This window comes from Candidatus Chordibacter forsetii (genome assembly GCF_964187505.1).
In the GTDB taxonomy this organism is placed as follows: domain Bacteria; phylum Verrucomicrobiota; class Verrucomicrobiia; order Opitutales; family Seribacteraceae; genus Chordibacter; species Chordibacter forsetii.
Genome location: NZ_CAXLML010000059.1, coordinates 1 through 21,478, shown reverse-complemented (window position 1 = coordinate 21,478; position 21,478 = coordinate 1). Strand labels below are relative to the sequence as shown.

22 protein-coding genes are annotated in these 21,478 nt (G+C 41.3%); 14 read left to right on the top strand and 8 right to left on the bottom strand.

Annotated elements, in window-relative coordinates:
* The 4 genes from ACKPQ4_RS02745 to ACKPQ4_RS02730 form a co-directional block, all read left to right on the top strand.
* The coding region (locus tag ACKPQ4_RS02745; RefSeq protein ID WP_407679682.1) for a family 16 glycoside hydrolase at nt 1-377 on the top strand (377 nt) is incomplete at its 5' end.
* Between the two features lie 68 nt (nt 378-445).
* Nucleotides 446-1,384, top strand: a complete 939-nt coding sequence (locus tag ACKPQ4_RS02740) for a TIGR01777 family oxidoreductase (RefSeq protein ID WP_407679681.1) — start codon at nt 446-448, stop codon at nt 1,382-1,384.
* Nucleotides 1,385-1,420: 36 nt separating this feature from the next.
* Complete coding sequence (locus tag ACKPQ4_RS02735) at nt 1,421-3,559, top strand: FAD-dependent oxidoreductase (RefSeq protein ID WP_407679680.1); 2,139 nt, start codon at nt 1,421-1,423, stop codon at nt 3,557-3,559.
* A 60-nt stretch (nt 3,560-3,619) separates the two neighbouring features.
* Nucleotides 3,620-4,987 carry a Gfo/Idh/MocA family protein gene (locus ACKPQ4_RS02730; RefSeq protein ID WP_407679679.1) on the top strand — a complete coding sequence of 456 codons (1,368 nt, stop codon included), beginning with the start codon at nt 3,620-3,622 and terminating at the stop codon, nt 4,985-4,987.
* Nucleotides 4,988-5,015: 28 nt separating this feature from the next.
* On the opposite strand, the gene ACKPQ4_RS02725 is transcribed toward ACKPQ4_RS02730, so the two are convergent.
* Both ACKPQ4_RS02725 and ACKPQ4_RS02720 read right to left on the bottom strand, forming a co-directional pair.
* Nucleotides 5,016-6,431 (bottom strand): Glu/Leu/Phe/Val family dehydrogenase, encoded by a 1,416-nt coding sequence (locus tag ACKPQ4_RS02725; protein ID WP_407679678.1) that lies wholly within the window; start codon nt 6,429-6,431, stop codon nt 5,016-5,018.
* A gap of 112 nt (nt 6,432-6,543) precedes the next feature.
* Entirely contained in the window at nt 6,544-6,789 is a 246-nt protein-coding gene (locus ACKPQ4_RS02720) for an RNA recognition motif domain-containing protein (protein WP_407679677.1), read from the bottom strand.
* A gap of 233 nt (nt 6,790-7,022) precedes the next feature.
* On the opposite strand from ACKPQ4_RS02720, the gene ACKPQ4_RS02715 reads away from it, so the two are divergent.
* The 5 genes from ACKPQ4_RS02715 to ACKPQ4_RS02695 all read left to right on the top strand — a co-directional run bounded on the left by ACKPQ4_RS02715 (nt 7,023) and on the right by ACKPQ4_RS02695 (nt 12,062).
* Nucleotides 7,023-7,457 (top strand): GNAT family N-acetyltransferase, encoded by a 435-nt coding sequence (locus ACKPQ4_RS02715; RefSeq protein WP_407679676.1) that lies wholly within the window; start codon nt 7,023-7,025, stop codon nt 7,455-7,457.
* 181 nt (nt 7,458-7,638) lie between these two features.
* A complete protein-coding gene (locus ACKPQ4_RS02710) occupies nt 7,639-9,012 on the top strand; it encodes a TlpA family protein disulfide reductase (protein WP_407679675.1) in 1,374 nt (457 codons plus the stop codon).
* A gap of 153 nt (nt 9,013-9,165) precedes the next feature.
* Nucleotides 9,166-9,846 carry a hypothetical protein gene (locus tag ACKPQ4_RS02705; RefSeq protein ID WP_407679674.1) on the top strand — a complete coding sequence of 227 codons (681 nt, stop codon included), beginning with the start codon at nt 9,166-9,168 and terminating at the stop codon, nt 9,844-9,846.
* Between the two features lie 18 nt (nt 9,847-9,864).
* On the top strand, nt 9,865-10,395 hold the full coding sequence (locus ACKPQ4_RS02700) for a sigma-70 family RNA polymerase sigma factor (protein WP_407679673.1): 531 nt from the start codon (nt 9,865-9,867) through the stop codon (nt 10,393-10,395).
* The gene (locus ACKPQ4_RS02695; RefSeq protein ID WP_407679672.1) at nt 10,395-12,062 is read left to right on the top strand and encodes a LamG-like jellyroll fold domain-containing protein; all 1,668 of its coding nucleotides are present in this window, start codon (nt 10,395-10,397) and stop codon (nt 12,060-12,062) included. Before ACKPQ4_RS02700 ends, ACKPQ4_RS02695 begins: the two co-directional genes overlap by 1 nt.
* Nucleotides 12,063-12,082: 20 nt before the next feature.
* Here the strand turns inward: ACKPQ4_RS02695 and ACKPQ4_RS02690 are convergent, their stop codons facing one another.
* Complete coding sequence (locus ACKPQ4_RS02690) at nt 12,083-13,024, bottom strand: SAM-dependent methyltransferase (RefSeq protein ID WP_407679671.1); 942 nt, start codon at nt 13,022-13,024, stop codon at nt 12,083-12,085.
* A 103-nt stretch (nt 13,025-13,127) separates the two neighbouring features.
* Between ACKPQ4_RS02690 and tsaD the strand changes: the two genes are divergently transcribed.
* The 3 genes from tsaD to rlmB all read left to right on the top strand — a co-directional run bounded on the left by tsaD (nt 13,128) and on the right by rlmB (nt 16,535).
* Nucleotides 13,128-14,159, top strand: coding sequence for a tRNA (adenosine(37)-N6)-threonylcarbamoyltransferase complex transferase subunit TsaD (gene tsaD / locus ACKPQ4_RS02685; protein ID WP_407679670.1), 1,032 nt, complete (start codon nt 13,128-13,130; stop codon nt 14,157-14,159).
* 61 nt (nt 14,160-14,220) lie between these two features.
* Nucleotides 14,221-15,930, top strand: a complete 1,710-nt coding sequence (locus ACKPQ4_RS02680; protein WP_407679669.1) for an NADPH-dependent assimilatory sulfite reductase hemoprotein subunit — start codon at nt 14,221-14,223, stop codon at nt 15,928-15,930.
* Between the two features lie 35 nt (nt 15,931-15,965).
* Nucleotides 15,966-16,535: a 23S rRNA (guanosine(2251)-2'-O)-methyltransferase RlmB gene (rlmB, locus tag ACKPQ4_RS02675; protein ID WP_407679668.1), complete on the top strand. Its 570-nt coding sequence runs from the start codon at nt 15,966-15,968 to the stop codon at nt 16,533-16,535.
* Here the strand turns inward: rlmB and ACKPQ4_RS02670 are convergent, their stop codons facing one another.
* The 3 genes from ACKPQ4_RS02670 to ACKPQ4_RS02660 are packed head-to-tail and all read right to left on the bottom strand — an operon-like array spanning nt 16,536 to nt 18,204.
* Complete coding sequence (locus ACKPQ4_RS02670; RefSeq protein WP_407679667.1) at nt 16,536-17,150, bottom strand: DUF6580 family putative transport protein; 615 nt, start codon at nt 17,148-17,150, stop codon at nt 16,536-16,538.
* A gap of 38 nt (nt 17,151-17,188) precedes the next feature.
* Nucleotides 17,189-17,680: an NUDIX domain-containing protein gene (locus ACKPQ4_RS02665; protein WP_407679666.1), complete on the bottom strand. Its 492-nt coding sequence runs from the start codon at nt 17,678-17,680 to the stop codon at nt 17,189-17,191.
* Nucleotides 17,677-18,204: a GNAT family N-acetyltransferase gene (locus ACKPQ4_RS02660; protein WP_407679665.1), complete on the bottom strand. Its 528-nt coding sequence runs from the start codon at nt 18,202-18,204 to the stop codon at nt 17,677-17,679. The genes ACKPQ4_RS02665 and ACKPQ4_RS02660 overlap by 4 nt, the downstream gene beginning before the upstream one ends.
* 147 nt (nt 18,205-18,351) lie before the next feature.
* On the opposite strand from ACKPQ4_RS02660, the gene ACKPQ4_RS02655 reads away from it, so the two are divergent.
* Nucleotides 18,352-18,654: a hypothetical protein gene (locus ACKPQ4_RS02655; protein ID WP_407679664.1), complete on the top strand. Its 303-nt coding sequence runs from the start codon at nt 18,352-18,354 to the stop codon at nt 18,652-18,654.
* Between the two features lie 2 nt (nt 18,655-18,656).
* On the opposite strand, the gene ACKPQ4_RS02650 is transcribed toward ACKPQ4_RS02655, so the two are convergent.
* Together ACKPQ4_RS02650 and ACKPQ4_RS02645 are read right to left on the bottom strand one after the other, a co-directional pair.
* Nucleotides 18,657-19,937, bottom strand: a complete 1,281-nt coding sequence (locus tag ACKPQ4_RS02650) for a DASH family cryptochrome (RefSeq protein ID WP_407679663.1) — start codon at nt 19,935-19,937, stop codon at nt 18,657-18,659.
* A gap of 136 nt (nt 19,938-20,073) precedes the next feature.
* Nucleotides 20,074-20,631 carry a hypothetical protein gene (locus ACKPQ4_RS02645; protein ID WP_407679662.1) on the bottom strand — a complete coding sequence of 186 codons (558 nt, stop codon included), beginning with the start codon at nt 20,629-20,631 and terminating at the stop codon, nt 20,074-20,076.
* Nucleotides 20,632-20,972: 341 nt separating this feature from the next.
* Here ACKPQ4_RS02645 and ACKPQ4_RS02640 point away from each other — a divergent pair.
* A partial coding sequence (locus ACKPQ4_RS02640) for an FGGY family carbohydrate kinase (protein WP_407679661.1) occupies nt 20,973-21,478 on the top strand: 506 nt, incomplete at its 3' end.

The following is a 21,478-nucleotide window of genomic DNA, read 5'->3' as shown; positions in this document are numbered from 1 at the left end:
GAATTGGTGGATATCAGGCAGATTTTGAGTCTGGTGATAAATATTCAGGCATTTGCTACGGCGAGGCATTTCGGGGAATACTTTGCAAGCGGGGAGATCGGACCACCTTAAGTCGGGATAAATCTGGAAAGTTAGTCCAAAATACTGAGAAAATTGGAGATACTTCCAAGCTCGGTTTAGCGGTTAAGAAGAAAGATTGGAATAAGTACCGAATCGTCGCAGAAGGTTTTCGCTTTGAGCACTACATTAACGGTCAAAAAATGTGTGAATTAATCGATGAGGACAAAGAACAAAGGCGTGAAAATGGATTGCTTGCCTTTCAAGTTCACCAAGGTCCTTCCATGAAGGTATATTTCCGCAATATTGTCTTAAAATAATTTTCCGAGTGCTTGGCTACTCCGATTGCGGGTTGCCAACTTTAGTCCTAGCATTAAGTAATTAGGACATGAAAGATTTAGTGCCCCTGCCTAGAATAATTATTGCTGGTGGTACAGGGTTTCTTGGCCAATTACTTGCACAATCTTTTTTAAATGATGGATATGATGTTGTCCTGCTTTCCCGAAATATTTCCCAAACAGGTGTTCTAGGACGCTTAGTCAAGTGGGATGGTGAATCTGCAGGCGATTGGATTGAAGAGCTTGAAGAGTCTCGGGCATTGATTAATTTAACTGGTCGATCTATCGATTGTCGTCATTCACCTTCGAATCGTCAGGAAATTCTAGATTCCCGTATCAAGTCGACCCGTGTCCTTGGTGAGGCTTTGAACCATTGTATAAAACCTCCAACTGTTTGGTTGAATGCTAGTTCGATGGCACTATATGGCCAATGTGTTGGAGATGAAGAAGCTCACGATGAAAGTTCTCCAATCACAAAATCCGGTTTTTTAGAAGAAGTAACAGTAGCCTGGGAAGATGAGCTTTTTAAGTTCAATAATCCAAACGTCCGCAAAGTCGCGTTGCGCATAAGCTTTATTCTTGGCCGCTCTAGCGGTGCCTTTCCTTTACTCAAAAAGCTGACTTCATTTGGACTTGGAGGAAAACAGGGATCTGGCAAGCAATGGATGAGCTGGTTACACGAGGATGATTGGGTTGGCATCAGCCGATTTCTATTGCAAGAGAAAGATATAACCGGACCCGTCAATCTGGCATCTCCAGTACCCCTCAAAAACAAAGATTTTATGAGAGTTTTGAGGAATCACTTTGCTCCTCTAGGACTAGGCTTACCTGCACCATCATTTGGAGTAAGGATCGGCTGTTTTTTATTGGGGTCCGCTCCAGAGCTTGCTTTGCAAAGTCGTCGCGTCACTTCAACTATTTTAGAAGATAAAAAATATTCCTTCACCTATTCGAGTTTGAATAGCGCTATTTACAATCTTCTTGAGTAATTTAAAAAAAAGAATTGAAGGACTACTAATTAGCTTGTGAGCATTTATCTTAAAGTTGGTTTTTTAAAATTAATTTTGACTGGGTTTTGTATGCTCAATCAAAGTTGCCTTTCTGCCGAAGTTTTTGAATCGGATATAGTCATTTATGGGGGTACTTCATCGGCAATTGTCTCTGCTGTTCAAGCAAAAAGAATGGGCAAGTCGGTGGTTATTGTTTCCCCCGCCCGAAGATTGGGCGGTTTGTCGAGCAATGGTCTTGGCTGGTCCGATACCGGTAAAAAAGAGGTCATTGGTGGAATAACTCGCGAGTTTTATCATCGTGTGTGGAGACATTATCAAAGCCCCGACGCTTGGAGGTGGCAAAAACTAGAGGATTATGGAAATCGCGGGCAGGGATCCCCTGCGATTGATGGAGACAGGCGTACAATGTGGGTTTTTGAACCCAAGGTTGCTGAGCAGATATTTGAATCTTGGATCACCGAAAATAAAATCAAAGTTTTCCGGGACGAATGGTTGGAAAGACCAAATGGTGTTGAGATGAAGAGCGGGAAAATAGTCTCTATCACTTCAGTGTCAGGTAATCGCTATGAAGCAAAAGTTTTTATCGATTGTACTTACGAAGGTGATTTGATGGCGGCTGCAGGAATCAGTTATATTGTAGGGCGTGAAGGGAACGATCGTTATGGAGAAACGCTTAACGGGGTACAAATCTCTGCAGCAAAGAAGAATCAATTTTTTTATCGTATCGATCCTTTCAATGTTCCTGGTGACTCTGCGAGTGGTCTTCTTCAGGGTATTAGTAGTTGGAAGCCTGAAAGGGATGGCACCGGTGATGATAAAATTCAAGCTTACAACTTTCGGCTATGTTTAACACAGGTTGAAGAAAATCGTGTGCCCTTCGCTCGGCCAAGTTCCTATGATCCATCTAAGTACGAGTTGCTGTTAAGAACTTTAATCCGCGGATCTAGGCATGTATTTTCTCATTTTGATCCAATACCCAATGCTAAAACGGACACCAATAACTATGGCTCTTTTAGTACGGATAATATCGGCATGAACTACAGGTATCCTGAGGGAACTTACGAAGAGAGAAGTCAAATAATCAGTGAGCACGAAAATTACTTGAAGGGATATTTCTATTTTCTAAGCAATGATCCTAGAGTTCCTCAAGAAATTCGTGATGAGATGAATCAATGGGGTTTAGCAAGAGACGAGTTTGAAGACAATGGTCATTGGCCGGAGCAACTCTACATTCGAGAAGCTAGGAGAATGATCGGTAATTTCATTATGACTGAGCATGAGGTTACGGGTAGGAAAAAAACGCTAAGAGCTGTAGGTATGAGCTCTTACACCATGGATTCTCATAATGTTCAACGCTATGTTGCTAAAGATGAGAATGGGAAATCATATGTGTTAAATGAAGGAGATTTTCAAGTTGAGGTCAAAAAGCCCTTTAAAATATCTTTCGACACTTTGTTGCCGCAAAAAAAAGAGTGCGAGAATTTATTGGTGACTAACTGTCTGTCTGCGTCACATGTTGCCTTTGGTTCAGTCCGTATGGAACCAGTGTTTATGATTCTTGGTCAATCTGCTGCTACGGCTGCTGCTTTGGCGATTGATGGGGGGATTTCTCTACATGATCTCCCCTATGATCAATTGTGCAAACGCTTGTTGGCAGATGGGCAAGTTTTAAAATCTAAGATACAAAATAGAAAAAACAAGGGAGTCGGTATTCCGCCAAATACTTTAAGTGGAGTGGTGGTGGATGGAACTACGGTTGAATTTGAAGGTGAATGGACGGAAAGTAGTTCGCTTCGCCCCTTTGTGGGTGAATCTTACTATCATGATGGAAATGGTGGCAAGGGATTGCGCAAAGCAATGTTCCCATTTGTTGCACCAACAGATGGATTACACGAAATCAAAGTCTCGTATGCATCTTTTGGTAATCGGGCTGGTAATTTGAAGTATGAAGTTAAACACGATGACGGAATTGCCAAAATATTGGTTGATCAAAGAAAACCCCAAACGATTGGAGATCTTTGGTTCTCTTTGGGGTCCTTTAATTTTAAGAAAGGAGAGCAGTATTTTGTTTGCTTAAGTAATGAAAATACTGAGGGATATGTTATAGCAGATGCAATACAGGTGATTGGACTTACTTCTCCTATTGAAAATTAACTGGTCGCTAAAGAAGTATAACATTTCACCATTTACAATAATTAACCCAAATTTGATACGATGAAAAGAAGACCTTTTCTGCGATCCATCGGTTCAATCTTACCATTTTCATATTTGCCTCAAAGGGCAAAGGGATCTAACGAACGGTTTCAAATCGCGGCCATCGGGGTGGGAGGGAAGGGCGGAAGTGATTTTCAACATTTGGCCAGACATGGCGATGTAATCGCAGTATGTGATATTTCAGAAAAAAAAATTAAATACGCACGGCGTGGTCGTTCCCAAATTGCAAAATTTGATGATTATAGAGAAATGTTTGCTCACTTGGGAGGCAAGATTGATTTACTAAGTATAAGTGCTCCTGATCATGTTCATGCACATTCGGCTCAGTTAGCCTTAGACTTGGGAATACATCTTTTTCTACAAACACCCATGGCGCATACCGTTTGGGAAGCACGCCAGTTACAAATTGCTGCCCGCAAAAAGCAAATTTGCACGCAACTGGGTTTACAAGGCAGTACTTCTGATCTTTTTCGACAGGGAGTAGAGTTTTTGCAAGCTGAAGGCTTGGGCAAAATTTTGGATGTCCATGTATGGACTAATCGTCCTATTTGGCCTCAATCTGCCCAACATACAAAACGACCTAGCGAAAAGTTTTCTATTCCAAATGGTTTGAACTGGGATGCATTCTTGGGCCCCGCTGAAGATCGTTCATACCATCCACTTTATCAGCCTTATAATTGGAGAGGATGGCAATCTTTTGGCACTGGTGCTTTGGGTGACTCGGGGATTCACCTATTCAATTTGCCGGTTTTAGGCTGTGGACTCCAGAAACCTGAAAAAGTTGAATGTTTGCTTCGTGGCCCGGTAAACTCCGAGACCTATCCTTCTTGGGCAATTGTGAAGTACGAATTTTCTGGACAAGATAAAGGCCAAACAATTCCTATGCATTGGTATGAAGGCAAAATTGGCCATCTCAGTAAAACAGTTACTGGCGGAAAGAATTTTCCGAATCTCGAATTCTTTAAGGGACGAGAGCCATCAACGAGTGGATGTTTGATTCGAGGCTCGAAGGGGACTTTATATTCGCCTTCAATTTACGGGTCCAAATGGGAAGTTTATATAGAGAATAAGTGGATGAAACCACATCAAATCAAACCTTTCAGCGGTGTACTTGGGCGAAATGGTAGGGGTGATTCTGGATTAAAGGATGAACTCGTTCGAGCGATTCGTAGGGGAGAACCAAAATCAACACTGGCCGGTTTTGATTTCGGCTATGAGATAACCGAACTAATTTTATTAGGAAATGTTGCCATCTTGGCGGGGGGAGAATTCTCTTGGGACCGAGAACTGGGGGCTTCTAATCGTAAGGATGTTAATAATTTGCTTACCAAATCTTATCGGAAGGGTTGGGAGGTACAGTCCGCTTAAATATTACCCCAAACTTACAAAGAAGTAATTACAAGTACATGCTGTCGTAAATGTCGGCTATTTTTCGAATAGCCAAAGCAAAAGCTGCTGTTCTGCGGTCTTTGATTTTTGGGTTTGAGCTATGTATTTCCTTAATTTCTTGATAGCCTTCGCACATCGTATCTTCTAAGCCTGAACGGACAAGAGTAAGTTCATCGGGACCCTTTAGCAAATCGGCCTTGGCCTTTGGATCAAGGGGTTTATCTATGCCCGACTCGATTAATCTTACAATTTTAGCTCCTTGAGCCTCAACAAATCTTCGGTCCATTCTACCAAATCTGACATGGGATAAATTCTTTAGCCATTCAAAGTAGGAAACGGTAACCCCACCTGCATTCAAGTAGGTATCTGGAATGATAAAAATCCCTTTTTCCCGAAGAATTTTATCTCCGTCAAAAGTAACTGGCCCATTCGCAGCTTCAGCAATTACTCGAGCTTGGATTCGGGGAGCATTTTCTTTGGATATTACACCTTCAAGGGCGGCTGGGATTAATATGTCACATGGTAGCTCAAGAGCTTCCTTGCCTTTTTTCATATATCTCCCACTGGCAAACCCTTCAAGTTTCCCGTGTTCTAATTTATATTGATAAACAGCCTCAGTTGAAAGTCCTTCTTCGCAAACTAAGGCTCCGTCGCGTTCGATTATTCCAACAATAAGGGCTCCATCTTCCTCCTCTAGAAATTTGGCTGCATGATAACCAACATTGCCTAACCCTTGTACGATAATTTTTTTTCCCTCTAAATTGCCTTCCAAATTAGCACTTTTAAGGTCATCTGGGTGTCGGAAGAATTCCTGAATTCCGTATTGTACACCTCTGCCGGTTGCCTCTATTCGACCCTGAACACCGCCACAGTGCACTGGTTTTCCTGTTACACAAGCACGAGCATTGATTTCGTTGGGGTGAAGCTTTTGGTATTCATCCGCAATCCAGGACATCATGCGTTGGCCTGTGCCCATGTCGGGAGCTGGAACATTGATTCCGGGGCCAAGCAAGCCCCGTTTGTCTAATTCTTGAGCAAATCGGCGAGTAATGTGTTCCAATTCTTCTAACGAATATTTTTTAGGGTCGATGCTAAGTGCACCTTTTGATCCAGCAAAAGGAACATTTACAATCGAACATTTGTAGGTCATCAACGCAGCCAATGCCTCGACTTCTTGTTGGTCAGCAAAGGGTGCGTACCGTATGCCCCCTTTAGCAGGAAGGGCATGCTCACTGTGAGTGGCTCGCCAACCAGTGAAAATTTCGTATCCGCCGTTTAGTTCTACACCAAACTTCATCTCGCAAACTGCGTTGCAGGTGCGTATTTGTCTTGCTAGCCCTTTGGGCAAGTCCATGGCTTCTGCAGCCAGATTAAAACTTTTATTGACGCTTTCTAGAAATGAAAGATCTTTGATTTGTGACATGATCGGTTTTCTTAAGGAAAACCGTATGGCAAGCAATGTCTAAGTTTAAAAAATAATGCTAACCGTAATGGGAAAAAATTGCCTTGGGTAATCCTCCCAAGGCAAAAAAACACTATTCCTTAGGACGTGCTTCGTTAACCTTTAAGGGGCGTCCATTCATGTCGGTACCATTCAATGCCTCAATGGCTTGATTGGCTTCGTCATCGTTATTCATGGTAACAAACCCAAAACCTTTGGATCGTCCGGAAGGACGTTCTACGATAACGGATGCGCGATCGACGGTTCCATGTTCATTAAAGATTTCTGATAATTCTTGATCGCTAACGGACCAAGGAAGGTTTCCCACATAGATTTCCATAATACTGATTGTCTTTATTTATTGATAACATTGAAGTGCACGAGACTCATTTCGGTTGTTTGAAGTCACTTTTAACGAGTTAACGTTTGAGCATTCAAAACCTCCAATTGTACGGGCATAATTAGCTTTTACATTGAATGATTGTATGCATTTAAGCAATAGCAAAGAATTTAGCACGATGAGCAGGGTTTTTTATTGGTAGGAAGTAACTCCTAAGCTACCTTACTAATCAAATGATCAGGATAAGAAAAGTTTCCGAACAAACCGAAAAAGACTTGCGAGAAATTAATAATCTGATTCCTCAGCTTTCTCAATCAGCTAAGCTTTTGACTAAGGCAGAATTCACATCCCTTCTTAATGCTGAGTCCACTCACCTCTATTTTGCAGAAGACAAGGAGCAAGTCCTTGGCATGCTGAGTCTCGTAACCTTTCCTATACCCACAGGATTGCGCGGGTGGGTGGAGGATGTAGTTGTAGACACAAAAGCGCGAGGGAAAGGAGTTGGTAAATTACTCACCATGCATGCATTAAAGGAAGCACAAAAAATGGGTGTATTGACGATTGATCTAACTTCTCGTCCAAGTCGTGATGTTGCCAATCGACTCTACCAATCTGTGGGCTTTTCTGCTCGGGTAACAAATGTTTATCGGTTCAAGCATGTTTGTTAAATTCGCAAAGTGCCTTGGGTTGTTGAGCAACTTTCGGTTAATTTGGATACCCTTAATTTGCATTACTTATTTTAAAAAGCCTGGATTTGCTAATTCTGATTTGGATTTTCTTTTATCCATTGATGCAAGATCAATTGAGAGCAGCGGGGTTTCAATGTGGCTAAAGAATAAGTATCCGCAGATGAGTCAATGGGCAGACAATTTTGATCGTGATTTAGATCAAGGGGATGAAATTCTTAATGCCATGGGCTTGAGAGAAGATGATTTTACTCATTTTACTGCTATGATGAAAGGAATAGATGCGTTGGCTGATTCTAATAATTCTAATCAGTTATCTTTTTCTGATCTTTTTTTATCCATCAATATAATTGCTGATAAACCGATGGATTTACCTCTTTTTTTATCTTGGTTCAAAAATCAACTAAAGGACGAATTCACGACGGGCGTAGCTCAAAATTTAAACTTAGGGGAAGTTTTAACTAAAAAGTCTTTAAAATTCATTTTACCCATTAGTAAATTTTACAAATCAGTAGAGCAGAGCGAATCTCAACTGTTTTTGGATATGAATTTGTCCGTTGATATTAGTCTCGATGGAAACAGAACAATGATGGATGCCTTGGTTTCAGGTTCTACTGATCATCTTGGCGGAAGTTTTGATATAAGTGAAAAGAAAATTCCTTTGCTCAATAATTTACCTGATGATCGCCAAATTTCTTTTTATTTCAAATTGCCAGATTCTCTTCGTGAAAAAATAGTTGGTAATGATAAGTTCTCGGACCCCTTGTTTAATGCTTTTGCTGGGGTTCACGAAATTGCCTTGGGAGTATCTTTTCGGAAAGAATCGATATCTTTAGAATTTTTGATCGAGTGTTTAGATGAAGTTTCAGCAAACGGATTAAACACATTGTATCAAGGTTCTTTAGGTATGGCTCAACTCGCTCTTGCTCAGGAACACAAGGCTCGAGCTGCCCTTATTGCTTTGCGAAATATGAATTCCGAAATAAGAGAAAATTGTCTCCATCTAAGCATGGAGTTAAATTCATCAGTTCTCGCTGAAATCATATCAGCATCTATATCCGCACTTTCTCCTATGCCTCCAATAGAAATTACTAAAATTGGTGCGAGAAGATTAGAAGGTTCACCTGCGCCTAATTTGTTTCTTCCCATGCTTAGCGGTGAAGACTTTAACTTAGCTAAACAAAAAGGAAAAGTTGTTGTGCTTGGGTTTTGGGCTACTTGGTCTGGGCCTTCAATCCGTAATCTACCTCTTTTATTAGAGGCAACCAGAGAATTTAATTCCTCCGAATTAAAACTTGTCAGCGTTAATCAAGATGCTTCGGTGAAAGAGTTATTGGAATTTATTAATCAGTATAACCTGCATGAGTTATCAATTTTATTAGATGAAAATTCATCAGCCTATGATGCCTTTGATGTAAAAGGATTGCCCCACACAGTGGTTATTGATCAAGCTGGAATCGTACATGATGTTGCAGTTGGCTTTTCCCCTTTTCAGGGATCTGACTTAAAGAGAATGCTTACCAAATTAATTAAATAATTCTACCGAGTATCAAGTCACTTTCTGAAATATTGAGTTCTTGGTAAGGCTAAACTCGCGAGAATTTAAAATTTAATTTGTCCAAAGTTTTAAGTCGTGGGCTATGAGATAGTTGTTCCACAATTACACAGATAACGCCAAAAGGATATATAGATGATGATGATGAAAATTAATGATTTCCAAAAGTACAAAGCCACTTTATTAATCCCTTATGACCAATACTTTAGTCTAATTTATGACACTAAATATTTATTGGAAGCCCGACTTAGCTCGGGTCGAATTTTTGTGGCTAATAAATATTTTTACGGATGCAACCGCAGAAAGGCAGTAGAAAAGGCAACTGATTGGTACTCAAAAGATTTACGAGATGTATTGGGCCCGCCTAATCAAGTAATGATGATCGACGATCCAATGGAGGAAGTAATTTATGAAGAAGGTTTTATCTGTACCGATCTCCGAAATAAATACTTGGATGAACCGACCATTGATCGATTACTCAAAGACGCAGGCGGAGACTTAGGGCGAGATAATACAACTGGTTCGGGAAGTCATCCGACTTGCAGTGTAAAAAGGCTGCGCCGTCGTAAGAAACAAGAAGTTCGACTGACCGACCGATTGACTCAATCTCCGAGTGGGGTAATTTATTACCGTATGACTGAGTTCCATAAAGGTAATTCTGGTAGAACAAAATCTCGTAAGGTCAAACTGGCATCAAAATCTTTAGAGAAGGCTCGAAAAGAGATTATCCGTAGAGGATTGGATAGATTGGAGAAAGGTTCTCTCGACAATATGTCTGATTTTAGGAATGTTTCACTCAGTTCTATAGCCGTATAGCGTACATATATTTTCTTGATGAGTTCTAACCTTCCAGACCGTTCAGCCGAATTGGTACAGTTGATGATGAAGCATCAAAGAAAGTTGTTAAGTTATATAATGACTTTAGTGCCTTCTCGTTCAGATGCGGAAGATATTCTTCAAGAAGCAAGCCTGACTATTTGTGAGAAGTTTTCAGATTACACTTCAGGAACAAACTTTTATTCATGGGCTTGTCAAATTGCTTATTGGAAAGTTCGTGCCGCCCGCAAAAAGTACGCAACCTCTAAAGTTATTTTCAACGAGGAAGTGTTTGAGGTCATCTCTCAAACTCGTGTAGAAATGGAGGAGGAACTAGACCATCGACATCGGGCACTTTCTAAATGTTTACAAAAATTAAATGAAAGGGATCGCCGGATGGTATTAATCCGCTATGAGTCTGGACATAATGTAAAGGCTGCAGCTCAAGCCTGCGGTCGCACAATTCAAGGAGCATACAAGGCCCTGACGCGAATAAGAAAAAATTTGCACGATTGTGTGAGCTTAGAGGTCAGCATGGAAACCCCTTGATGAGCTTAAACGATTTAGAAATCATCGAGTTGTACGAATTGCTCGATCGATTGGTTGAGAGGAACCTTTCTCACGAGCAGAAACGACGCCTGGAAGATTGGCTTAGTAAATCTGCCGAGGCTCGCCGCATCTATGTTTCTTTTGTCGATATGTCAGTGAGCTTGAGTAGCTATGCAGACGAAAGCTTATCTGTTAAAGAAGAGCCTGAGAATCGTAGCCAAATTGTGAAATTTATTAATTTTATTCAGCCATGGCTTCCAATGGCTGCGGTATTGGTTGTCGGAGTATACCTTTACTCGAATCTTTCCTTAAGTTCTTTTAGCGGGAATGATCCAAGTGGAGTTGTCGATCAAAAGAGTTCTTCCGTACCAGAATACCAAAATTTTTATAGACCAGATCGAGCTTCTCCTGTCGCCGTGCTTACTAAATCCGTGGGATTGCAGTGGTCTTCGAATACGAATAATCGCCCAGAGCTTGGCTCTGCACTTGAGCCCGGTGTTTTCGAAATAGAAAGGGGGATGGCCCAATTGGAGTTTATGCAAGGAGCTACTGCGATATTGGAAGGCCCGGCAGATGCTGAGCTCATTAATGACAATGCTGTATCTATAAAATTAGGTAAGCTACGGGCTCATGTTCCTAAAGTAGCAATTGGTTTTAGCGTTGATCTTCCAATGGGCCGGGTAGTCGATTTGGGTACAGATTTCGGGGTCGCCGTCCATCCAGAGGGTTCGGCTGAGGTTTTTGTTTACAGAGGTAAGGTTCAGTACAAGGGCGTCGATTTTGAGGGGAATGAAGTGTTTAATGAGCTATCAGCGGGCGAGGCGATTTATTTAGATTCCTTTGGGATTTCAACTCCATTAGATATGCCTTCTGGGAATTTCCTTGGAACCGCTGACTTAGCTTTTCGCTCTTTGGAAAACGCGCACAGGCGAAGATCCGCTTGGATGAAAAAAAGTAAAGAATTAGCAGCGGACCCTAATACATTGCTTTACTATGGCTTTGATGGACATGATTCTTGGTCTCGGGTTGTAAGGGACGAAACAAATCGGGCCAACGGAGCCGGAGACGGTGCGGTAATTGGATGTAATTGGACAGAGGGTCGCTGGCCTGGCAAAGGTGCCTTGGAATTTGCCCAAGATAATGACCGGGTCTGCTTAAATCTTAATAAGTCCCTGAGACAGGCTACATTAGTAGCCTGGGTGCGGCTCAATGGATTGGGGGCCGATGGCGCACCTTTGGTTTTTTCAAAACCTCATTTAGACGGTGCGGTTGGATGGTCTGTGAACTCCTCCGGTAAGCTTGTGCTTGAAGTTAAAACATCCAATTTAATAGAAACCTATGAATCTGCCGTGGCTTTCCCTCCGGATCGTCTTGGAAAGTGGGTTCATTTAGCTACGAGTTTTGATGCGGAGAAAAAATGGGTAAATCATTTTATCAACGGGCGTTCATTTAGTCGTGAGAAAATAAACCAGGCTAATTCAATCTCTTTGAAAAAAGGTTTATTGGGACACTTTCAGGCATTCCCCGACCGTAACCCTAAACTTTCTCTTAGAGGATCTATCGACGAGTTTGCAATTTTTGCATCAGTTTGGGATGAAGGAACAATTCGAGAGCTTTTTGAAGTAGGTCGTCCACAAGGATTTAAGCCAGAACACCATTTGCCCTAATGCAAGAAAAGGGTTTGCCTTTAAAATCGGGTGCTTGCTAGTCCCTGTAATCCATGACCTAAATGGGCTGGATGTATCAGCTCCCTTAATGCAAGCATGTTGGCGTCCATTGGTCCTTCGCTTTCCCTGAAAATACGCTGAATAGAAGAGGTTGAATATTTTAACAAAAAAGATTCTTGGCTCATACGAATTGCAGGATTAAATCCATTTTCTTTCAAGCAGTGTTCCAAAATATCCCAGCACAAATGACAAGTAAGGTCTTGTTCTCCAGGATGGTCGAGTAACTTGCTATTCATCTTTTGACGGTAGTATCCTCTTGCTGTACCATCTGGTCGATCTTGCATGAGAATGTTTAGATCCAGTCCGTAATCAAAGGTTAGAAAAACTCCTTTCCAGGATGGCGGATATAAAATTTTTTGCATCATGGATAATGATCCACATGGCCAATCAATAAGGTATCCCTCTGTCGGATAGTGGGGGGGAGGGAAAGGAAGAGGTCCTTTTCTTTCCAGATCTATTTCCTTAAACTCGTCCCCTTTTAAAGCTACGAAAATCTCGAGCCAGTCGTCTGCTTCTTGATGGTAGCGAAATCGCTTAAATGGTTGAGCATCAAGTAACTCATTGCTGTAAATAATTGCACGTTTAGGGATATTAAATGTATCTCCTAAACGAATCACTCGTACCTGTTCAAAGGGATTCTCAATGCCATCTAAAGTAGAAGACCCAGGCTCTGCCCCGATTTCAACAAATGTAAATAAACCAGGGTCATTTTCGCCCAGTAAGTTTGTGCAAGCTTCAACAATCAAACTTCCCCATACGCCGCCGAGGTTGGAAGAAGTATAAAAATCATTGTGTTTAAATTTCCCTACCCGACATCTAGAATTTTGATAATATCCAATTTGTGGGTCGTATAATACCCACTCTAAAAATTCGTCATAAGGCATTTGTTTTCGTCCATTCAATCTATCAATAAAGGAATTTGACGTTATTTTTGAAAGCTTTGGCGTTGTCGGGCACATAGCTTTTGGGTACCTTGTTTGGCGTGAAACTCAAGCCAGCAATGTAATGATTTTGGGAATTGAAAGTTCCTGTGATGAATCCGCTCTTTCTTTATTTTGTCCTCAGCACGGTGTTGTAAATGAATGGATACACTCACAAGTCATCAAGCATGCAGAGTACGGTGGAGTCGTGCCCGATTTAGCTGTTCGTCAACATTTGGATAACTTTTTCCCATTGCTTGATCAATTGGATCATGAATTTAAATTGCCTACTAAAATTTCTAAAATTGCCGTTACTTGTGGTCCAGGGTTAATTGGTTGCCTCGGTGTTGGTCTGACTATTGCCAAGACTTTGGGGATGCTTTGGCACATACCGGTGTACGGCGTTAATCATTTGAGGGGGCATGCTTATTCCCCATTTATGAGATCGAATGATCAAGCCAGTCGATGGACTGATCACCTTCCACATCTTGGATTATTAGTTTCTGGTGGGAATACTCTCTTGTTTGAAATTACCGAGGACCGATCGATTACTGTCATTGGAAGAACAAAAGACGATGCTGCCGGGGAAGCATTAGATAAAGGTGCGAAACTTCTTGGCATTTCATATCCTGGTGGAGCGGAACTTGAGCAAATGGCAAAGAACGGAAATCCAACAGCTTATTCTTTCCCACGAGCTTTTAAATCCAAAGAAGATCATGACTTTAGTTTTTCAGGACTTAAAACAAGCCTGCTTTACACCTTACAAAAAATGAGTGAGGTCGAGGTTGAGCGGAACCACTCCGACTTATGTGCTTCGTATCAAGAAGCTGCTATGGATCAATTGGGTCAAAAGTGCCTTAGGTTTTTAGAGAAGAAAAGATACCGTAGTTTTGGCTTATCAGGAGGGGTAGCTAATAACGAGAACTTGAGGGATCGACTTGGCAAAATCTGTCAGGAAAGAAATTTGATTTTTTTGGCTGCTGAAAAGAGGCATACTGGTGATAACGCTGCCATGATAGCTCATGCTGCACATCTTGACCCAAACGGATTGTGGTCTAATTTGCGAGGTGGACTAAACTTTAATCCAGGTTTAACTTTAGACGCTGCACCCATTTAATTGATTTTAAAATGCATTACTTGCCACACTTTATAAAATCCTTAGAAATATATCATACACTATGATCTCCGATCCAAACAAACCCAAGAAATTATCCGCCAACGAAGGCATCAAGGAACGAAGTAACTTTTTGAGAGGAACAATCTCGGAAAGCTTATCCGACGACTCCACCGGGTCCATTTCGGCAGAGGATGCTCAGTTGACTAAGTTTCATGGTACCTACATGCAGGACGACCGTGATGTAAGGGCTTCCTTGATTAAGGAAAAGAAGGAAAAAGCATTTTCATTTATGATTCGCGTACGTGTTCCAGGAGGGGTTTGTACTCCCAGTCAATGGATTGGTATTGATAAACTAGCCGATAAATTTGGTGAAAGTACTTTGAAGCTGACGACTCGTCAGGCTTTTCAACTCTACGGTGTGCTTAAGCGTAACCTCAAGCAAACGATGAAGGAAATCAATGATACCCTGCTTGATACCTTGGCCGCTTGTGGTGATGTGAATCGTAATGTAATGTCTCCTGCCAACCCCTTTGAATCATCACTTCACCAGCAAGCACTCGATGTTGCTCAAAGTCTTCATGATCATTTGACTCCTCAAACTTCTTCCTATGCTGAGATTTGGCTGGATGGAGAAAAACAGGGAGGAATTGGCGAAGAAAGTGAAGAACCAATCTATGGAAAGACATACTTGCCTAGGAAATTTAAAATTGCTGTGGCATTACCCCCCAGAAATGATGTGGATGTTTTTTCCAACTGCCTTGGTTTTGTTGGAATACCTGATGGCGAAAAGGTTGTAGGTTACAATGTTTTGGTAGGTGGTGGCTTGGGCATGACTCATGGCAAAACCACCACTTATCCAAGGCTCGCTGATGTGATTGGTTTTTGCTCTCCAGATCAGGTGGTTCAAGTTGCAGAAGAGGTCGTTAAAATACAACGCGATTTTGGTGACCGTACAGACCGAAGACATGCACGGATGAAGTATACGGTTGAGGATCGTGGTGCGGATTGGATGCTTGAAGAGTTGAACCGGCGTCTTGGTTGGGAGTTGCAAGAGTCTCGAGAATTTAATTTTGATTCCACTACTGATAGGTATGGATGGACGGAGGATGCAGATGGGAAATGGGCATATGGCCTATTTGTTGAGGGGGGACGTCTAAAAAACGAAGAGGGCAGTCGTGGACGTGTAGCACTGCGGAAAATTGCTGAAGAAATCCCTTGTCAATTTCGCCTCACCGCCAATCAAAATGTAATCATTGCCCGCGTATCTGCAGAAGATAAGGAAAAACTGGTTGGGATTCTCAGTGATCACGGAATGACACTACCTGAGCAGTTGTCTGGTATTCGGCTTAATTCAATTGCATGTACTGCTTTGCCCACATGTAGTTTAGCTCTTGCAGAGAGTGAACGCTACTTACCCCAATTGGTCGACGAACTTGAGTCGATTATTGATCGTCTAGGCCTACGTGGGGAATCAATAGCTATACGATCAACGGGTTGTCCCAACGGATGTGGCCGTCCATATCTTGGCGAAATTGGTTTGGTTGGTAAAGCACCAGGGAAATACAATTTATACCTTGGCGCTGGTCTTGATGGTACCCGTTTGAATAAGTTGTACCGTCCGGCGATTACTCACGAAGAAATTGTTGATGAGTTGCGACCCGTGCTTGAAGATTTTGCTGCTAATCGCGACCCCGAAGAAAGATTTGGAGATTTTTGTATTCGAAAAAGCTATGTTAATGCTACGGTTAAAGGGACTGACTTTCACGAATAGCTCGATAGCTTTTTGACTTCATCATTTTTTTTTAGGTGAAGCGCAGGTATTCTAAATCCTTGGGCAGACGGACTCATGCAAATCCTGACGCACCAGTATCTACCTTAGGCGAAGAAGAGTCTTTGGAGAGGCTTGATGCCTTGAAGGAAGATCCTTTTATTCTTCTACTCGACCAAGTGCAGGACCCTAGGAATTTAGGGGCTTGTTTGCGTTCGGCAGATGGTGTGGGTGTTAACTTGGTTGTTTTGCCAAGCGACCGTTCGGCTGGTTTAACAGATGTAGTTAGACATGTTGCTTGCGGTGCGGTGGAAAGACTCCTTATTACCAGAGTTGGGAATTTGGCTCGGTATATGGAGAAGCTGACTGAGCGGGGTATTCGCCTGATAGGCACCAGTGATCAGGCGACCACATCTCTTTATGATTCCACCATGAGTGGACCGTGTGGATTGATTGTGGGTGCAGAAGAAACTGGAATACGTCGATTGACAGCCAAACACTGCGACGAATTGATTTATATCCCAATGAGTGGGACGGTTGCATGTTTGAATGTATCTGTCGCCACTGGGGTTTGCCTCTTTGAAGCCCGTAGGCAACGATCCTCCTAGCTAGGTCTCTAAGCGCTGAGTGGCAGGTGTGGAAGCTTTGAGAGTGAGGCTTTCCGAAAAAACTGTGTTCTTAATCCACCGAAAACAAAGGCCAAAGAATACCGTGCTAAGAATAGAATTCCGAAGGAATAAATAGGCTGGGGCGTATCCGGGTTCGCCAAGTACAGTCGCTTGGATAAGACCAGAAAAGTTCTTAATGTAGGCAGGGTTAATTATCCAAGCAAAAGCACAGGTGACCACATGAAAGATAATGGCAGACCCGACAGCCCCGGCAGTCCAGGAATAAGCACTTTTATTATTTCCGAGTTTTCTACCCAATATCCATATGGCTATATAACTGGCAAGAGTAGCTAGCATGAAGGGTTCAAGGAAGTTTATCCCATAAGAGGAACTCAAGAATAAATCACTAAGGAAAATCGCCACAATTGGAGCTACCCACGAGAAAAAACCTTTCATGTATGCTCCACAAAACATGAAAATTGCCAAGGTGGGAGAAAAGTTAAAGAGACTAGGGTAGTCAAGTGGAAGATGACGGCTAAACCCAACAAGAATAATTAATCCAACAATCCAAAGCTTAGGAGATAAACGATCAGCTGTGTGGTCTAAGGTAGGCATAATACTCTTTATAAAAATTTAATTGAGGGATTGCAATCTTAGCTTAGGTCTCCCCTATGGGGTTTATAGGCACGTTTTGCTAATCGGTCGAGTAACTCAGCTTGCTGTTTACTAAGTTTTTTCTTGGCATCGCACAGTGGCAAGAGTTCGACGCGGTCAATTTCTGGGAATGTCCAAGTTTTACCAGACCCCTTTGGGTATTCCATAGTAATTTCATTACAGACGGGTAGGCGATCATCTGGCCAATCGCCTTCAAAAGCCCAGGCAAAAACTTCTTTTCCGTTATTTTGGATAATTGAGCCAAGATCTAAAAAAGGGCCACTGGGAGCCATTCCTGTTTCTTCCTCGAATTCGCGCCGGGCTGCCGAAAAAATATCTTCATCTGGCTCGGGTTCACCTTTGGGTATACTCCACCATCCTTCGTCCTTATCCTTAAAAAAAGGCCCACCAGGGTGAGCTACTAAACAATAAATTTTATCTTTGTTAGAATTTCTTCGGTACAATACTAATCCACCACTTACTTTTTTCATTCTTTAGGCAGGGGGAAATTTAAAGACATAATCATTAAGTCGTGGCTTTTGTTATCGATTCTACGAGCATTTGGTAATGTACCAATAATTTCAAATCCTAAACTAGAATAACAATAAATTGCAGGTTTATTGTTAGACAAAACATTGAGCCTTATACTTCTATAATTTCCTGATTTTTGGCTTATTTCAATTAATGACTTACAGAATTTTTTTCCATAACCTTTATCCCTTTGATTAGGTCTGACAATGATGCGGCAAAAATTTAACCGATTACTGTTAGGCTTCTTTACAATTTCTCCATAAACTAAAAGTTTACCTTCTTGATCCAACCATCCCATAGGAGATATGTTTTTTTGTAAGCAATGCAGTTTTAACGACCTTGGATTAAACGGTTTACCAGAGAAGGTGTTGCCCGACCAGTAGACTAAGTCTTTTTGATTTTGGATCCAATTGCACAACTCAGTAGTCCAATCTGTTAGAAAGGAATTTGTTTTTAGTGACTGGGTGACAAGTTTTGAAATCACTGGAGTGAATCAATCCATGCTAAAGAGTTTGTTCATTGCAAGATTAAGAAAACCTAAACTTTGAGGATATTCTTGAAAAACTCTTACTCTTATCCAATTGTTTGAATTTATGATAGATAAATATCAGCAAATCGAACTTATAAAATTATGAAATTGAAAAATAATCTTTTGGCCGGTGCTTTGTTGGTTTTTTTAGCAGGCATTTTAATGGGGTCGTTTTTGGAAAAACCAGAAACCAAGCTTAATGTTATTATGGCAGGAGTGGACGAAAAAGGGAATTCCGTTTGTGTGAATAAATCACAAGTTTTTCTTTTCAAAAAATTAAATGGCGAAAAAAAGATAATTTTCCATTACCACGATGCATTAAGTAAAGAAGCCATTGTATCTAAGTCCTTTCCAGACAGTGAAACGCTTGAAACCTATTGGGATCAACTAATAAGGAACTGGTAAACCTAGCTCCACATATTTGTATACTTCCCTTGTGGGTCATAAGTAGCTGCTTGCTTTTTTACATTGAAGTATCGACCCGGTCGGGGATCATTCCCGTAGCCTGAGAGATAAAGCCAGTTTCCATAATTACTGCATGGGTCGTAATCAATAAGTTGCTCTTCAAACCATTGTGCTCCTTTACGCCAGTCAAGTTCGAGGTTGTTAATTAAGTAAGAGGCCACATTTTGTCTACCTCGATTGCTCATCCATCCAGTTACTCGAAGTTCATTCATGTTCGCATTTACAAACGGATTATTAGTTCTTCCATTTTTCCATTTATGGAATCGTTCTTCTGCATCGTCTGGTTCTGATCTCTTCTCTCTTTCAGGGTGAATTCCACGACTTTGGAAAATCTTGGGTCCGTGTACCCGGGCGAGAAAATGGAAAAAATCACGCCATAATAATTCAAAAATTAACCAGTAGGTACTTTCATTTGCTCCATGTTGAATTTCATATTTTTTTATTTCCTCGTAGATTTCCCGTGGAGACAAACAGCCCGTCGATAGCCAAGCTGAAAGACGCGAAGAGAAATCAGCCCCAGTCATTTCATTTCGAGTAAGCTTATAAGTGCTTAAACACTGTTTGTCCCATAGCCAATTCTTGATGCGATTTTGTCCAGATAATGATCCTCCCTTGAATGTGAAATAACTTCTTGCGTCCAAAGTATTATTGAAAAAGCCCAAATCTGATAGGGTAGGTAGGTTAGCATGAGTGCTGTCGCAACTATTCAGACTCTTTGGCGGTGCCATACACGGTCGCACGATCCACTTTTTTTCCACTTTTTTCCGGAACTGAGTAAAGGTTTCCGGTAAGTCACTAAGCACGAATGGCAGGTCATCAGGGTGGACTAGAGTCGCATTACTAGTCAGGGTTGTTGGTACGACTTTTGAAAGTGCTTCTTCAGTCTTAGTTTCCTCCCATGCACTTTCCTTAGAAAGGAAGCAGGCTTCAGCACCGTGTTTATCCATGAGATGTGGAATGGAAATCTCGATATTTCCATAAATAATGTTTAGTACGCCACCCAAGTTATTGATTTGTTCTATTAGGCATTGCAACGATTCTAGTATGAACCTTGCCCGATGTGTTGATATTCTATGGGGAGCAGATTCTCGCCACAGTCTGTCCTCAAATACATAAACTAAGTGAAGTCTGTCACAAGCATCTAGGGCTGTTAAGAGTGCTCGGTTATCGTGCAGTCGCAGATCGTTTCGAAAACAAAATATGCCGATTCGCATCCTGTTCATTCTGTGCCATATCCAAACAGAGGCAATGTTTACCCAACTATTTTTCGAGAGGATATATATAACCACCAATCGAAAAATTTTTTCGGTTAGGTAGAGTTTTAGTTTTAAAGATGAAGAAGGTTAAAAATTTAAAATTCTATTGATTTAAAAATAAGTAATAGTCCTTTATGCGAATTCCGCCATTTTGGTCCATCGGTAGAATTTCGCAAAGTTTGGCATGAGCAGGTCCGATTTCAAATTTCTTTACTTTGCCTTCAGCATCTCGTTTACGGGGTAAGCCAGACCTTCCGATAATTTCCACACATTCAATGATGTCTTTGCCGTTGTAACCCTTTTCCCACGAATCACTGTAGAGACCATCTGGGTGATGGAATCCAACAATAATTCCAAATCTAAAAGAACCATTTCTGCGATGCCTTATTACATCCCCTAACTGGAATATTTTTCGGTTTCGAATATTGATAACTTTTAATTTCCTGCACTTTTCATGTTGTGCGGAAAAGAGGCGCAACCTTGCAAAGTTACCGCTAAATTTTGGACTCAAACTTCTGGGAGTTAATTCTACGAGTTTTAGTTTTGGTCTTTTCCCTTCTGTTATGAAAACAATCTCACCGACTCGTTTCCTTCCAGTTCCAGTATTTCTTTCGACCACTACATCACCGAGTTCAAAATCTTTTCGAATAATTTTTTTCATAAAGCTTTATATTAAACTAAAACAATAAATATACTAGATAGCAAGGTTAAAATGCAATATGGCTGATTTTCCTGACTACATAGGGATAATTGCTGAGGGGTACGAAAAACTTGGGCTTCTAGGTGAAGTACTGCTCAGGACCCTTGGGACTTAAAGTAAAAATCTTTTTTTGAATAATTTCCTCTCGAGTAAAGAGTTTTAATTAGAGTAATGAAATTAAATTTTAATACCCTGCGAACGATCTTAATATTACATAATGAGATTTTTAATTTTCCTTGTAGTGATAAAATTAAAAACGAGTTGCTGTTGCCAATTTGGTTTATTCTATAAGATTATGTGCAGTGGCTTATTTGGGAATTGATTTAGGGACGGGAGGAATTCGGTGTGTTTTGATTCGGGAAGATGGGTCTGTAATAGTTGAAGTCTCCCGTTCGTTGCCCTGTTTGAACCGTTCATCAAAAGCTGGAGAATCAGAGCAGGATGCACTTGATTGGATCAGTTGCTTAGAAGATGCTTTCGATGAACTTTTTTCAGTTCCTCATCATCGGAGAGTCTTATCTGTGGCGATTGATTCCACGTCGGGTACAGTCTTGCCAGTCAATCAAGAAGGACATCCACTTGGGCATGCATTTTTACACAACGATGTTCGTGCAATAGATGAGGCTGAGGAATGTCGAAGTCTTTTCGGCGGAGAATGTTCGCCCACCTTCGCATTACCGAAGATCTTATGGATGCAACGACGACTCCGTTTACCAGATAATGTGCGCTTTCTTCATGCTACTGATTTTTTAAATGTTTGGGTATCCGGATTGATCGAGATTCCTACAGATTTTACTAATGCGATGAA